Origin of the sequence: Pontibacter pamirensis, assembly GCF_010015475.1 — a bacterium.
GTDB classification, from domain to species: domain Bacteria; phylum Bacteroidota; class Bacteroidia; order Cytophagales; family Hymenobacteraceae; genus Pontibacter; species Pontibacter pamirensis.
In genome coordinates this window covers 1-14,301 of record NZ_SSNI01000025.1, presented here as the reverse complement: position 1 = coordinate 14,301, position 14,301 = coordinate 1, and the positions used below count along the sequence as shown (strand labels likewise).

At 49.6% G+C, this 14,301-nt stretch carries 9 protein-coding genes; 2 read left to right on the top strand and 7 right to left on the bottom strand.

Annotation, left to right across the window (positions count from 1 at the left end; genetic code table 11):
* Nucleotides 1–176 precede the first annotated feature (176 nt).
* Complete coding sequence (locus tag E1919_RS18715) at nucleotides 177–2,396, top strand: protein-disulfide reductase DsbD family protein (RefSeq protein ID WP_162054995.1); 2,220 nt, start codon at nucleotides 177–179, stop codon at nucleotides 2,394–2,396.
* Nucleotides 2,397–2,473: 77 nt separating this feature from the next.
* On the opposite strand, the gene E1919_RS18710 is transcribed toward E1919_RS18715, so the two are convergent.
* From E1919_RS18710 to E1919_RS18685, 6 genes are all read right to left on the bottom strand, one after another.
* Complete coding sequence (locus tag E1919_RS18710; protein WP_162054946.1) at nucleotides 2,474–3,718, bottom strand: DUF3999 family protein; 1,245 nt, start codon at nucleotides 3,716–3,718, stop codon at nucleotides 2,474–2,476.
* Nucleotides 3,711–6,182 carry a DUF2339 domain-containing protein gene (locus E1919_RS18705; protein ID WP_162054945.1) on the bottom strand — a complete coding sequence of 824 codons (2,472 nt, stop codon included), beginning with the start codon at nucleotides 6,180–6,182 and terminating at the stop codon, nucleotides 3,711–3,713. Before E1919_RS18705 ends, E1919_RS18710 begins: the two co-directional genes overlap by 8 nt.
* A gap of 155 nt (nucleotides 6,183–6,337) precedes the next feature.
* Nucleotides 6,338–6,943 carry a superoxide dismutase gene (locus E1919_RS18700; protein WP_162054944.1) on the bottom strand — a complete coding sequence of 202 codons (606 nt, stop codon included), beginning with the start codon at nucleotides 6,941–6,943 and terminating at the stop codon, nucleotides 6,338–6,340.
* A 76-nt stretch (nucleotides 6,944–7,019) separates the two neighbouring features.
* On the bottom strand, nucleotides 7,020–7,475 hold the full coding sequence (locus E1919_RS18695) for a nucleoside deaminase (RefSeq protein WP_237144624.1): 456 nt from the start codon (nucleotides 7,473–7,475) through the stop codon (nucleotides 7,020–7,022).
* Nucleotides 7,476–7,669: 194 nt separating this feature from the next.
* Entirely contained in the window at nucleotides 7,670–8,245 is a 576-nt protein-coding gene (locus tag E1919_RS18690) for an energy transducer TonB (RefSeq protein ID WP_162054943.1), read from the bottom strand.
* Between the two features lie 223 nt (nucleotides 8,246–8,468).
* On the bottom strand, nucleotides 8,469–9,023 hold the full coding sequence (locus E1919_RS18685; protein WP_162054942.1) for a hypothetical protein: 555 nt from the start codon (nucleotides 9,021–9,023) through the stop codon (nucleotides 8,469–8,471).
* A gap of 266 nt (nucleotides 9,024–9,289) precedes the next feature.
* Between E1919_RS18685 and E1919_RS18680 the strand changes: the two genes are divergently transcribed.
* The gene (locus E1919_RS18680) at nucleotides 9,290–9,736 is read left to right on the top strand and encodes a hypothetical protein (RefSeq protein ID WP_162054941.1); all 447 of its coding nucleotides are present in this window, start codon (nucleotides 9,290–9,292) and stop codon (nucleotides 9,734–9,736) included.
* A 642-nt stretch (nucleotides 9,737–10,378) separates the two neighbouring features.
* On the opposite strand, the gene E1919_RS18675 is transcribed toward E1919_RS18680, so the two are convergent.
* Nucleotides 10,379–14,011, bottom strand: a complete 3,633-nt coding sequence (locus E1919_RS18675; protein WP_162054940.1) for an ABC transporter permease/M1 family aminopeptidase — start codon at nucleotides 14,009–14,011, stop codon at nucleotides 10,379–10,381.
* Nucleotides 14,012–14,301 lie beyond the last annotated feature (290 nt).

The window sequence follows — 14,301 nt, the reverse complement described above, 5'->3', positions numbered from 1 at the left end:
CAGTTTTATATGCCGGAACAGGTAACGTTAAGGTCTATTTAGTTGTTGTTTATCCGACACCCAGGACATCGGGTGCCGGATCAGTACAAAAATGCCTATTTTTGCAGGAGTGTAATGCTGCTATTTTTGAAGTTGAAGTGCCCTGTACCGGTATTATTTGCGAACCAACCCAAATGATGAATAGAAATAAGATAGTAAAGCAGTTGCTGGCCACCTGGCTGCTTATGATGGTGGCCGTGCTGGCGCAGGCACAGGTGCTCAAGCCTGCTGTCTGGAGCTATGACGTCTCTAAAAAACAGGTGGCTGTAGGTGAGGAGGTGGAATTAATCTTTAACGTTAAAATTGACAAAGATTGGTACCTCTACTCCTCTGACTTTGACCCTGACCTCGGGCCGATGGTAACGGAGTTTGATTTCCAGAAGCATCCGTCCTATGAGTTGGTGGGGGAAATTAAACCCGTTAACCCGAAAAAGAAGTACGACGACATCTGGGAGGGAGAGTATACCTACTTTACCGGCACAGCACAGTTTCGCCAGAAAATACGCGTGTTGCAGCCTGACCTGCAGGTAAAAGGCGAGTATGAGTACCAGGTATGCACAGATGTTGACGGACGCTGTATACCGTTCGATGACACATTCACCTTCACAAATAAACAAATAGCTGTTACGCCCGCTGCGAGTCCTGCTGCCCAACCTGCTAATAAAGTGCCTGTAAAAGTAGAGCAGGACGCACCAGAACAAAAGCCTGCACCTCCTGCACAAGAGCCTGCCGGTACACAGGCCGCTGCTACTGAAGATACTGCCGCTTCCCCAAACAGCACAGAAGCACTGGCCGTAATTCCGGAGCTGAGTGCACCTACTGGTGAGGCAACAGCCAGCGAGGTTCCCGCTGCTATCGCTGAGCCTGCGCCTGAGGTTGCCGCCGATGGTCTATGGGCTTTTATGCTGATTGCCTTTGGCTCGGGGCTGGTTGCGCTGCTCACACCCTGTGTGTTCCCGATGGTGCCCATGACGGTAAGTTTCTTTACAGGAAGCAGTGGCAGCAGAGGGCAGGCCATTCTGAAAGCCCTGGTCTATGGCGTGTCCATCATCGCTATTTATACCATCATCGGTACGGTGGTCGCCAAGCTTTTTGGCGCTGATGGCGCTAACTTTTTAAGTACACACTGGTTTCCCAACCTGCTGTTCTTCGCAGTGTTCCTGCTTTTTGCCATGTCTTTCTTTGGCATGTTCGAGATAACGCTGCCGAGTTCCTGGCTTACTAAAGTAGATGCCCAGGCCGATAGAGGCGGCTGGATTGGCGTGTTTTTTATGGCTTTTACATTAGCTCTGGTGTCCTTCTCCTGCACAGGACCAATTGTGGGCAGCATCCTGGTAGCATCGGCAGGCGGCGAGACCATACGTCCGGTTGTCGGTATGTTTGGCTTCTCGCTGGCTTTTGCGCTGCCTTTTACCTTGTTTGCTGTTTTCCCGTCGTGGCTGAGCGGCCTGCCAAAGTCTGGCGGCTGGCTGAATTCTGTAAAGGTGGTGCTTGGTTTCATAGAGCTGGCGCTGGCGCTTAAATTTCTAAGTGTTGCCGACCAGGTATACCACTGGGGTATTCTGGACAGGGAAGTATACCTCGCCCTCTGGATAATTATTTTCTCGCTCATGGGCTTTTACCTGCTGGGTAAACTCAAGTTCTCCCACGACTCTGAGTTGAAGTATATCAGTGTGCCGCGTCTGTTCCTGGCCATCGTCACTTTTGCCTTTGTAATATACCTGGTGCCAGGTATGTTTGGTGCGCCACTCAAAGCCCTGGCAGGTTACCTGCCGCCACAGACCACCCAGGACTTCAATCTGAACCTGATCGCGCAACAAGGAGGAGGAGCAGCAAGTGCAGCCTCAGATGTGAACCAGCTATGTGAGCCGCCGAAATATGCTGATTTCCTGCACCTGCCACATGGCCTGAAAGGGTATTTTGACCTGGAGCAGGCAAAGCGCTGCGCTGCCGAGCAAGACAAGCCTATCTTCATAGATTTCACAGGCCATGGCTGTGTGAACTGCCGCGAGATGGAAGCCAACGTGTGGTCGGACCCGGCGGTGTTACAACGCCTGCGTGAGGACTATGTGATTGTAGCGCTCTATGTCGATGACAAAACAGAGCTGCCCGAGGCAGATTGGTACACCAGCAGCTACGATGACAAAGTGAAAAAGACCATCGGGAAGCAATACGCTGATTACCAAATTTCTAAATTCAACGTAAATGCGCAGCCCTATTATGTGCTGATGGATGAGAACGAGAATGTGCTGGTAAAGCCTATCTCCTACGACCTGAACGTGGAGAACTTCGTGAATTTCTTGGATGCAGGTGTCGCTTCCTACAAGGCAAGGCACGACCAGGTAGCACAGCAGTAGGTATAACCAGAAACCAAACCTTCATTGTAATCCCCTGCCGTTGTAATTGCGTGACAGGGGATTTGTTTTTGCCCCTTTCACTGCCCTTTCTCCCGCTCCATCTCTCTCAACATACGCACTGTCATATAACCTAAACCTGCTACTACTACACCAATAGCTGCCCAAAGCAGGAATTTAGAGGCATTCCAGCCTGTAGCCTGTTGGCGCTCCGTTACTGTATGTATGTTTGTGGTCATAAGCACAGGCAGGTCAGACGGAATGCTGTCGCTGAAGAACTCAAGGTCATACAGGGGCGCTGCAGCGTCTTTATCACCGAAGTAGAGGGTATAAGTTTCATTCGCCTCCAGGTTTGCCACCAGGTAGCGGTTGAACTGCAGCGGTGTAATGTCTGCTATCTGCAATGGCGGGTTATCGGCATTGTCAATGACAATGGTGAGTTCCTGCACCTGGCGGCGTGGCAGTGCGATGCGGGCAGGTGCGTTTGCGTTAAGCGTAAAATTCACGCGCACAGGCTCGGTTTCGCTTAGCCTCCTGCGGCGCTTCCTTTTCCTGGTAGGGGTTGCTTTGCCGGCTATCACGTAGCCCTCACGCAGGTATAGCGCTGGAGAGGTGATGTTCATGTCCAGTTGCTCCGGGTACGCAGGCCCGGCAAACTGCAGCCTGATATAGGTGTATCTGGCGCTGTCGGTGCGGGTGACCTGTTGCACCGGAATGGCGGTATACTGACCGGTCTCTGTTTGTGTGTCGTAGTAGCCGGCCTGCAGGATGTTGAGAGGGGCGCTACTGGAGTCGTTGAGTTGCAGGCGCAGGTAGCGGTAATCGTTGAGCGGGAACTCCAGCAACCTAAGCCTGGCGGTGCTTTCTGTGCTGTTGAGAGTGTGCAGCACATCCTGTGCCTTTAGTACAAACCAGTTCTCGCGGTCGTCGCTGCCGCTGAGACGCACCTGTTTCTGCACATCTGCGTTTTTGATGAGCAGGCTGATATTGTCGATTTTCCGCTTATCTGTGTTCTCGATTAGCAGTTCAGAACAGCAGTCTTTGTCGCGGTCGTAATGCAGGATAATGTAAGGTTTGAAAAGTTTCTTATACTGCACAGGCTGCTCGCTGCGCAGGAGGTAAGGCACTTCCTGTTGCTGCTCATTTATCAGCCTTACATCTGAGAGATCAGCCTGTAAATTGCCTCTTACCTCCGGAGAAAGCAGGATGCGGTAATAGCCCTTTTCAGGTGCTGGCGCAACAGGAGCCTTCCATTCATATTCTTGTGCCTTTGCAAACGTGCTCCCGCTCAGCAGAAGCAGGATGCTAAACAGAAGTTTATGCATGAAACCCATCGGTAGAAGGTTCTTGCGGGGTTGCATTCGTATCATCTTCCAAAATTAGCACCTTCAGCTTCTGGTACATAAAAGAAACCACCAGCAGCAGCATGCCCAGGCAAATGAAAGCGGCAATCTTACCGCCTTCTGACATGTCCATGACATCGAACAGGAAAAGTTTGGCCAGCGTGAGGAAGAACAGCGACAGGGAAATAATGCGCAGTGTCTTCAACTTGTGCTGCATCCCGATCATCATCAGCACAAAAGAACTGATGCCCCAGAGAATGGGAAACCCGATTTTACGGATCTGATCGAGCAGTGGTGCAATTCTGGCATTTGGTTCATGCAGCGAGAGGAGGGCAATATGTTCCAGCTCCGCACTAGCTATAAAAACAGCGACAAAGCTCAATGCCCAAAGGGCTGCTTTGCCTGCTTTGTTTCGGAAGCCTGTCTCTTGCCGCACCATACGCACCAGTACCGTCAGCATCGCCAGAATAAGTGCCAGCGGGAAGTAGTGCAGCAGGAAGCTGCCAAAGCTCTCGCCCTGCTCCAGAAGGTATAGGTTACGGGTTTCAATGGTAATTGGGTGGAGCACCGCAAGGTATGTAATGGTACTAATAGCGGCCAGAACTCCTGCAGCCAGTCTGAACCTGGCGTTGTGCATCCGCTTGCTTCCCAGCAACAGCCCAAACACGTAAATGTAATTATACAGCCCGAAGATGAAGGCCTGGGTGCCATAGCTTAAACCAAAACGGTCTAGCTGGTAACGAAGCTCCAGTAGCAGCACCGCATAGAAGGTCAGGGCAAACACGACGGCCACCAGTGTCCGATACAGGCTTACCGGTAGAAAGGAAAAGAGCACCGGAGCCTCTTCGTCCTCCTCACGGCGCAGCAACCAAAAGGTAGCAGCTATCGACAGCACCGCTACTATGCCGGTTATAAACACTTTATTGAAGACAACATTTAGCGGCGCTTCCAGTGGCATGCTGTAGATGCTCCAATCTATTATCAGGCTGAAGAGCATCAGTGCCAACACTACCACAGAGGCAGTTCTAATCAGCTTTATACCTGATTTCTGTGAGAGCCACAGAAGCAGAACAGCCTCCAGCGCCCAAAATAAGGTGATAAAATTACCCTCCAGCTGCACAGGAGCTGTTAAGCTGAGGAACGTAAGCACCACGCCGATGAGCAGGTACACCAGATTGCGGTCGGTGCTCTGCCGCTGGTATAGCAGGTAAGCAAACACGAAATTAAACACGGCTATAGCGGCAGTAAACAGGCCTTGATAAGCACCTCCTGCCACATTCGCCAGTGCATACATGCCTGCGGAGTAGTAGAGAAAGGTGTTGCTCAGCAACATCATAATTTCAGGAGCTGTAAAGCGGCGGCTTTCTTTGATGTTGTTGATAATGTTCATGCCGAAGAAGACCAGGTAGAACAGCGTGGCAAACACCAAAGCTCCAATATAAGGCCGGTCCGGTTCCCCGATGACGCGGGTAGAGAGCCAGCCGCCGTAGAGGATAATTGTGAAAACATAAGCAATGCTATGGAGCAGGTTCCACTTTTTAAAGTAAGCCAGCACCAGAATGCCCAGGTTCAGAATAAGTATAAAAGAGAACAGCACCACATAGTTGCCCTCGCCTGTGCTGACCATAAACGGACTGGCAAAACCGCCCACCAAAGCCAATACTGCCAGTTCGATGCGGTTATAGGCAACAGACATGAAAATAGAGAAGCCCGTAATGCCCACCATCAGCAGGAAAGTGACGGTTTGGCTGAACAGTTGGTACTCGTGAAAGGCAATGGCAACTGTGAAGTATAAAACGGCCATGCCACCGCCCACCAGCACAGAACTGAAGGCTTGGTAGCCCTTTCGCAGGCGGTGCGCTACTGCCAACAGAGCACCACCTGCCAGAATACCTATCGCCACACGTCCCACTTCGTTTATCCAGTCCTGGTCAATGGCATACTTCACGAAGAAGCCGATGCCCAGGACCAGTATTGCTATACCAAGCTTGTTGATGAGGTTTTCGCCAATGAATTTCTCCAAATCCAGGTTATCTCCGAAAGAAGAGAAAATGCTTTTTGATTCTACTGGTTCTTCTGTTGAAGTAAAAGCTGCTATAGGCTGCGGTTCTGGGGCAGGCACTGGTATACGCCGTGGCGCAGGTTCACGCAAAGGCGTAGGAGCAGGGGCAACAGGAGGCTTTGGCTCTGGTCCGGGAATTGGTGGCGTAAGAGGAGTTTTCGTCTCTTGCTGTTGCGGTGGTGCAGGCGCCACTGTCGTTCTTGTAGCAGCTGGTGGGTTAATAGGTGTATTGGTCCGGGCCTGCTTTTCCAGCTGCTCCCGCAGTTGCTGCACCTCATCGCTGAGTTGGCGGATGTCAATTGAGCTCTGCTTTAACTTTTCGGAGAGCAGGTTCGACAGCCATAACACCAGTACAATAAGCAACAGCAGCAACGCTAATTCCATAGGTAATCTTAAATCTAAAAGACTATATTACTGATTTTCTTCTGGATTAGGAAACAGAGCTGCTATAGATTGCCTGCACAACATAAAAGCCCTACCGTTTCCGGCAGGGCTTTTACTTACTAACAATATAGACGTTAAACGTCTGCTGTTTAAGATTACTTTGCTTCGTTGAAGCGACGCGTTACCTCGTCCCAGTTCACCACGTTCCAGAAGGCGCTAACGTAGTCCGGACGACGGTTCTGGTAGTTCAGGTAATAAGCATGCTCCCATACATCCAAGCCAAGGATTGGCTGTCCATCGCAATCTGCGAATGACATCAGCGGGTTATCCTGGTTGGGGGTAGAGCATACTTCCAGCTTGCCGCCTTTCACGCAAAGCCAGGCCCAGCCTGAACCGAAACGTGTAGCAGCAGCACTGTTGAATTTCTCTTTAAACTGGTCGAAAGAGCCGAAAGCAGAGTTAATGGCATCAGCCAACTCGCCAGATGGCTGTCCGCCGCCGTTCGGAGACAGGATGGTCCAGAAGAGGTTGTGGTTGTAGTAACCACCGCCATTGTTACGCACCGCTCCGTTGTCTTTTTTTACGTTGCGCATGATTTCTTCGATGGATTTACCTTCCATGTCAGAGCCCTGAACGGCTTCATTCAGCTTGTTTGTATAAGCCTGGTGGTGCTTGGTATGATGGATTTCCATGGTGCGCGCATCGATGTGCGGCTCCAGTGCGTTGTAATCGTAAGGTAGGTTCGGAAGTTCGAAAGCCATAGTTTTATATAGGTTTTTGGTTGAAAAATAATGTTTGTACACTTGTTATAGGTGTACGGGTTGATTTCAAAGTTAGTTAATTTCTTTTAGCCGCAAAGAAGGAGGCCATCAGCCCGGCGCACTCCTGCGCCATAATCCCGCTGACCATCTCTGTTTTGGGGTGCAGCAGGTTACCCACCCGCCGATAACCGCGCTTAGGTTCAGGTGCTCCGAACACAACGCGCTTCAGCTGTGCCCAGTAGCTGGCGCCGGCACACATAATGCAGGGCTCCACCGTTACATACAAGGTGCAGTCGTGGAGGTATTTGTTGCCCAGGTATTCAGAGGCAGCTGTAAAAGCCAGCATCTCGGCATGTGCCGTTACATCGTTCAGCTTCTCGGTCTGGTTGTAGGCCTTGGCAATAACGCGGTTATTAGAAACAATCACAGCGCCAATCGGCACTTCGCCTTCGGCAAAGGCCTGTTGTGCCTGCACATACGCCTGCTGCATAAAATTCTCATCGCTGTAGATTGATAAAAAGTCTGTTGCCATTAAGTTTGGTTTAGGTGGAGCCGGTTTTATAGCCGGCTGCTTTATGTAAGGATGGAGGGTATATACCTATGGGCTTTGCCTATACTGTGGCGCATGCAAACAGAAGTGTGTACCCCCTTTGCTGCAAATTTACTGCATAGGGAGTACGAATCAAAAAGCAGGCACAGTGGCTGTGCTTAATATCAGGCGGCAAATTATCTGCTTCTGCTTACACCATAACCGACGATGACAACTTCTTCAGCCAAGTAAACGGGTTGAGCAGGAGCATCGGCTGAAATTTTCTCAGAGACTTCTTTTGTATTGTCCTCCGGTAAAGGCATCTCATTTCCATCTGATCCACTCATCTTAAAAGTAAAAGGAAACAGGTAAGTGGAAGAAACAGGGGTTCCGTTGTTTTTTGCCGGCTCCCATTTTGGCATTAGTTTGAGCACTCTCATACCTTCCTTCTCAAAGAGCGGGTTATCAGTATAGGCTGCTTTTATGTTACGAAGTTTACCTGCCTCATCTATGGTTACCTGCATAATGGCACGGCCTGCTTTTTTAGCTATTTGAGCCTGAGAGGGATACCTTGCGTTCATCGCCAGCAACTTTAACATCTCATTTTCTCCTCCAGGGTACTGAGGTGCTGTTATTTTGTCTGCCGATACAGAAGCCTTTGTCGGTGCCGGAACCTGTGTAGTGGGTGGGTGAGAATTTTGAGCCTGGACAAGTGACGATGTGCCTGACGACAAGAGAAGCAGGAGAGAGATAAAGAGAGGTGAGTTTGCCATTTGAATAATGTGGTGTAGAAGTTTTTCTTGAAGATAAGTTTGATAGATTCTAAATATAGGAATATTTTAAAGTTACTTTATACCTGCTCCTCCGTCTTTCATTCTCCGTGGTTAATGTACCCTTGTCTAACCACAATGAAATGATCGGTTTTAGAACACATTACAAATGTAAAAGCCCCTCCACAACAGGAGAGGCTTCTGAGAGTATACATAAGGTTCTTTCTTATTTGATATTGATAGAGCTCATTATATCACGGGCAGGTTGCTGCCAATCGTTCTTCAGCATGAAGGGCACATGAAAAGTGAAGATCATCATCTGGTTTCCTGAAATGGTGTACTGCACAATGCTGTATTTCTGCACTGGTGCCAGGTTACTGGCGCCGCGCTCATCCTCCACCGAGGACACATACTCAAAAACAATATGGTCTTTGCCTTTGATCTGCGTCACTTCATCGCGGATAAAATCGATTTTTGAATGCCTTTCCATCAAAGCAGCCTTGTAAAACTCACGCATCATACCCAGATCCTGTGCTCTGAACTGGGATATTTTCTGCGTCACGCTAAAGTCTACCTGTCCATTCGGGCTGGTGTAAACGGCGAGCGGCTTGGTGGTGGCAGGATACCGGCGGGCGATTCCATCATCTGGCATCGGTGTGAAATCCCGCGGCAGCATGACGCTTAGCTCCTTACTGATGTTTACTTTTTTCGGTTTGGGCTGAGCGAAAGCAACGCCGGTTATTAGAAGAATGGCTAAAAAAGCTAAATATCGCATATTCATAGTGGTCGGTTGGCAAAGGTATTGAAATTATAGGCACAATGGGCCTGAACTGCTCTTTAGAAGCAATTATTCTGCCAAAGTCACTAACGATGCACCACCTGCTTTCATTGTGCCGTAATATCTTCTGCAGGTAAATATCGTTAGATAAGGGAGCGTGCTTATTCCCGTATGTGCGGCAACTTCATCAGGCTGACTTAAAGCAATTGAGGGGTATTACAAAGAGGATAAGCAAGTAACAAAACAACCATTTAACCATACGTAAAGCTATGTTTACAGATATTATCAACAACATGAAAGGGCAGCTGACAGGTGAGTTGCAGAGCAAGTATAATTTAGAGCCTGAGAAGGCGGACAAATCAGTAGATCTGGCAAAGGATAACCTGATGGATGAGATGAAGAACCGCGCCAGCAGCGGCGATTTCGGCGGTATTATGGATGTGCTGAAAGGGAACAAGGGAGCTACCGAAAGCACGGCCGTGAATGGTGCCATCCAAAGGTATGTCGGAGACCTGACCACCAAGCTGGGGATTCCAGCATCAGTAGCCAACCAGATTGGGCCGTTTGTAATGACCTTTATCATGAACAAGTTCTCCAACAAAGTGACCTCAGAGGGCATGGGACAGTCAGACATTATGAGCAGCCTGATTGGCGGCGGTATTAAAGACTCTATTACTAAGGGCTTAGGTGGTAAGTTGGGGGGTATGTTTAAGTAAAGCAGGCTATAATAAGTCACAAGTTAACTCGCAAGGAATGTTTCTGTCTAAGCTGCCGTAGTGGTAGTTCATCCAGCGACTCATGAGCAACCTTTTGCATGGATGTAACTTAGCACTCCACTCCCGCGAGGGCGCGTTTTCCCGTTCGGCGCTGTGTATATTTCCTGCCTTACGGCTGCCACTAGCGTGGCACCGGAAATTTACAAGGCGCCTCTCAGAAAAACTGGATAAGCTTTTTTCTTCGAATTCTAAAAGTCAGCACGGAGTGAAGGTGTTTCCAGTCTTTGGGTAGAGCGCCTGGGGGAATGGAGCCCTCTATTTGGAGATTTTTGGTGCCGCTCGCGCGGCAGCGCCTTGGCGCAAAAAACTCCCAGCGCGATGCCCGAAGACGAGGCCTCTCGGCCTGGAGAGTTCAGAGAGAAACAATGAAACTGTAGGCTTGATGCCGCTGGATGAACAGTCACAACGGCAGCTTGGGCAGAATTTTATTTTAGAGGCTTCTTAAACAAACATACTATATAACCAAAGAAGCCACACCCAGCAGGTATGGCTTCTTCTTTTTAACGTCACTTGTGGTTGTTTGGTACGGAAAGGCAATGCTTACCCCCTTTAAAAATAAGCTTACCTTATTGCCGGAAGCTATTAGCTCGCCGACAATGTCTTTGTATTATCCCCTGGATTCCTGTCTATCAGAATATTATACGGGTCTATACCCGCTTTGGCAGGCTTTTCATCTACTATAAACTCAAACTTGTTTTCACCGGTTTTCAGCCTGTGCTTTTTAAGGTAAAGCGGTGCGTCCTGCCAGTGTCCGTCCACTTTTTTGCGGCTCATCACACCCACATCCACCCAGTCATTCATCTTCGCCTCACTCTCGGTGCCTAGGCTGTCCGCGTACAGCTTCTTGGCGTCCACAGTGAGCGATACTTTATACTTGCCGTCCTTCAGCTCCTCATAAGTTGCATCGGTTGCCTTGTTCTCGTAGAGCGTGATGTTCTCAAACATATCCGTTACAAGGTACTGCAGCGAATCTGGAGTGGCGGCACGAATATACTGCATAAATTCGACAGAGTTGGTATAAGGCGCCTGCTGAAAAGCTACTTTCCCAATGTACTGCTGCAGTGCCTGGTTCAGCTTGTCTTCACCTATGTAGTTTGCCAGCGCATACATTACCAGGCTGCCTTTGCGGTAATGGATATAGGGCTGGTTCTCGACGCGGTAGAGCGGCATTTCTTTTTTGCGCTCCGCTGTACGGCCCGTGAGATAAGAGTTTAACTCATACTTCAGGAATTTATTCATTCTTTCTTCGCCATACTCCTCCTTCATCACCATTAGGGCGCTGTACTGGCTCATGGTCTCTGACATCAGCACAGAACCCTGCACATTGCCACCGATTACCTGGTGCGCCCACCATTGGTGCGCCACCTCATGGGCTGTAATATAGAAGGGATAATCTACATCCTCCGGGTCATCATCATCCACATCCGCAATAAAACCGATGGACTCTGAGAACGGAATCGTGTTCGGGAATGACTGTGCAAAACTCTGGTAGCCCGGAAACTCTAGGATACGCACCTGCCGGTGCTGGTACGGGCTGAAGTTGGCTGTAAAATAGTCCAGCGACTTCTTTACGCCCTTTATCATGCGGTCCAGGTTATAGTCGTGGTCTTTGTGGTAGTAGATTTCAATGGTGACAGGCTTCCCTTCTGCATCCGTCCATACATCTTTCTTTACTTCATAATCGGCAGACAGGAAAGAATAGAAGTTAAGAATAGGCGAATCCATTTTATAATGGAAGTAACGACGGTCGTTCTCTGTCCATTCTTTCTGCAGGTAACCCGGAGCGATGGCTATCTGACCTTCGATCGTGCTGACGGTGGCTTCGAAGTTAATCCAGTCGGCTTCGTTGCTGATGTAAGTATTCATGCGGGCCTGCAGGTCGTTTACGTCGGCCATACGCGGTTTCGGTTCCAGGCCGTGCTCTTTGCGCAGGTCGTCCTGGCTCAGCTCTCCGCCAGATTGGTAGCCGATTTTTGGTAGGTATTGGCTGTTAATGAAGGTGCCGTTATATACAATTCCGGTGTTGGAGCCACGGTTGCGGAAGCCTTTGGTTTCAAAGTAAAGGTCCATGTTCAGCTGAACCGAATCACCGGGCTGCAGGGGCTGCGCCAGTTGATAGATGTAATAGCCGTTGGCTTTGTCAGTGAGCACCAGTTCCGCAGGGGTAGAGAAGGCCAGCTTCCTGATATCCGCCTCGTCGCTCACCATCAGGTGCACCGAGTCGATGGGCTGGCTGTGCTTGTTCTTCATCCAGAAATAGCCTTCAAAAGCAAAATTGCGCTCTTTGGGGTAGATGTCCACGTTCAGCTTCACGTCGGTGATGCGGGGCTGCAGAATGCCGTCATACTTTTTGTAGGTTTTCTCGAACAAGGCCGCACGCTCCTCCTGCTCGTCAGAAGTGCGGTATTCGTTCAGGATATTCGTGTTGTAGAAGATAAAGCCGCCGGAGATTAGGAATATTGCCAGTCCTGCTCCCGTTACAAATAAAGTAGACTTTGTGAGCTGCAGACCCGCCAGCTTAAAGCGCCACTTCAGCATGGTTTCAGAGCCGCGTGCCCAGAGCAGGTTCGCCAGCACTGCCAGCAGCAGGGTAAAAGCGGCCCAGTAAATCTTGAACACGGTGAAAGGCCACACAAAGTGTCCGTAGTCGTTCATGGCAGAATAAGTGACGCCCGGGTCGGAGTTGAACGAGTACAGGTTGTGCTCCCAGCCTAACTGCCCCTTAAAGATGTTGAGCAGGTAGTAAACCACCATCACAAAATGGCCCAGGTATTTGTTGTTCACAATCACCTGCACCAGCATGGCCAGCACGCACAGCATCAGGTAATCAATTAGCTTTATACCAAAGAGGCCGGTCAGGTATATGTCCAGTTCATAGTTATAGTAGCCCTTGAACGTCTGGATAACGATGCCGCAAAGCATCAAAGTAAACAGCAGCACGACCTGCACCAGCATCAGCGCGGCCAGTTTGGAGGCGAAAGGTACCCAGTTCGGGATAGGCAGGGCATCATATATCTGGTTCATATGGTTGTCGCGTTCGCGCCACACCAGATCACCGGCATAAAAGGTAATGATAATCAGGAAAAACAAGGCGAAGGTGCCACTGAGTATCTGTACTACCTGCGAGGTAACCGGGAAGAAATTAGTGTCATACATTTTCCCAATCTGGGTACCTGTCACAAACAGGAACATAATGCCCGCCGACACAATGGCGATGAAGTAAACGCTTTTCACCACGCCCTTAAACTCCAACTTGGTGAGCTTGAAAAACTGCTGCAAACTGAGGTTGAAGGAGAAATTCTGCTTTACTTTAGGTAGTTGCAGCCTGGCAGTCGGCACAAAGGCACCGGCGGCTTCAGCACTGCTGCGCTTGCGGAAAAGCTTAATGCCTGCATTGGAGAAAGAGAACGAAAAGCGGAAGTAGCAGAAAGCCAGCAGAGCCAGTCCAATACCTGTCCATAGCGCACGGTTAAGCAATACGTGCTCACTGAAGGGCAGCATCAGGGTATTACGCTCGGCAGTAGTCCAGTAGCGTTGGGTAAAGTAGATGGCGGAGGCACCCATTGGGTCCAGCAGGTTAGCCCACATTTCATTGTCCAGGTCGCCGGTGAGGCTGCTGGAAACACCATACAGCACCAGGAAAATCACGCCGCCCACGTAAATGGAAAGGGCACTGCGGGTAAGCGTGGCGAGGGTAAAGAAAATGGCTCCTGTCAGAATAAGGTTCGGGATGATAATGGTGAGGTAAGGCTGCAGGTACCACATGGCGTTAAACGGCCCAATCTTTTCAGGCTCTACCCACGGCATATAGGTAGCAGCCCATGCCCCCAGCGCCACTCCCAGAAACACGAGCAGCGTGATAAGGAAGGAGCCACAGAAGCGGCCAAAGAGATAGCCTGCCTTGGAGATGGGGGTGGTATAATACAGCGAATGTGTTTTGTGCTCGAAGTCCCGGAAAACAGGCGTACCCATCATGGCCGAGGTTATCAGCACCCCAAACCAGCTCAGCAGTGTCACAATCCAGTTAATCTGGTAAGGAGAGTTGGCATATACCTTCCCGCCGCTGGCATCCCCAATAATCACACTTGCACCGAATGCCCCAGCTAGTCCCAGCATCGCCAGAAAAGCCATCAGGAACAGCAGTCCGAAATATATATAAGTAGCAGGCCGCTTCAGCCTGTACTTCAGTTCGAAAAGGAATATCTCTTTAAACATTTCCTGATAATTCTAGAATTTATAAAAAGGAAAAAGTCAAGTCTGTGAAAAATCCCCCTTCAAAGGGGGACAAAAAAGACACCTCTTGCATTGTTGGTGAGAATACAGCAGGGACACCTGTAACAGGTTTAAATCATTTCTAATTCGCCGTTATTGGTGTTGTCACCATAGCCGTCAGGCTAAGGGTAAAGTATATCATTTGGCGATGGTTTTAGTAGCCCGTTTTTGTCTCTTCTTTTTTCTTTCCTGCCTATCCTGATTACCCTTCTGAGCACTTTCCAAAACCACTC

Coding starts and splice junctions, on each gene's coding strand:
- E1919_RS18715 (WP_162054995.1), top strand. CDS start 177: ATGAATAGAAATAAGATAGTAAAGCAGTTGCTGGCCACCTGGCTGCTT.
- E1919_RS18710 (WP_162054946.1), bottom strand. CDS start 3,718: ATGCATAAACTTCTGTTTAGCATCCTGCTTCTGCTGAGCGGGAGCACG.
- E1919_RS18705 (WP_162054945.1), bottom strand. CDS start 6,182: ATGGAATTAGCGTTGCTGCTGTTGCTTATTGTACTGGTGTTATGGCTG.
- E1919_RS18700 (WP_162054944.1), bottom strand. CDS start 6,943: ATGGCTTTCGAACTTCCGAACCTACCTTACGATTACAACGCACTGGAG.
- E1919_RS18695 (WP_237144624.1), bottom strand. CDS start 7,475: ATGGCAACAGACTTTTTATCAATCTACAGCGATGAGAATTTTATGCAG.
- E1919_RS18690 (WP_162054943.1), bottom strand. CDS start 8,245: ATGGCAAACTCACCTCTCTTTATCTCTCTCCTGCTTCTCTTGTCGTCA.
- E1919_RS18685 (WP_162054942.1), bottom strand. CDS start 9,023: ATGAATATGCGATATTTAGCTTTTTTAGCCATTCTTCTAATAACCGGC.
- E1919_RS18680 (WP_162054941.1), top strand. CDS start 9,290: ATGTTTACAGATATTATCAACAACATGAAAGGGCAGCTGACAGGTGAG.
- E1919_RS18675 (WP_162054940.1), bottom strand. CDS start 14,011: ATGTTTAAAGAGATATTCCTTTTCGAACTGAAGTACAGGCTGAAGCGG.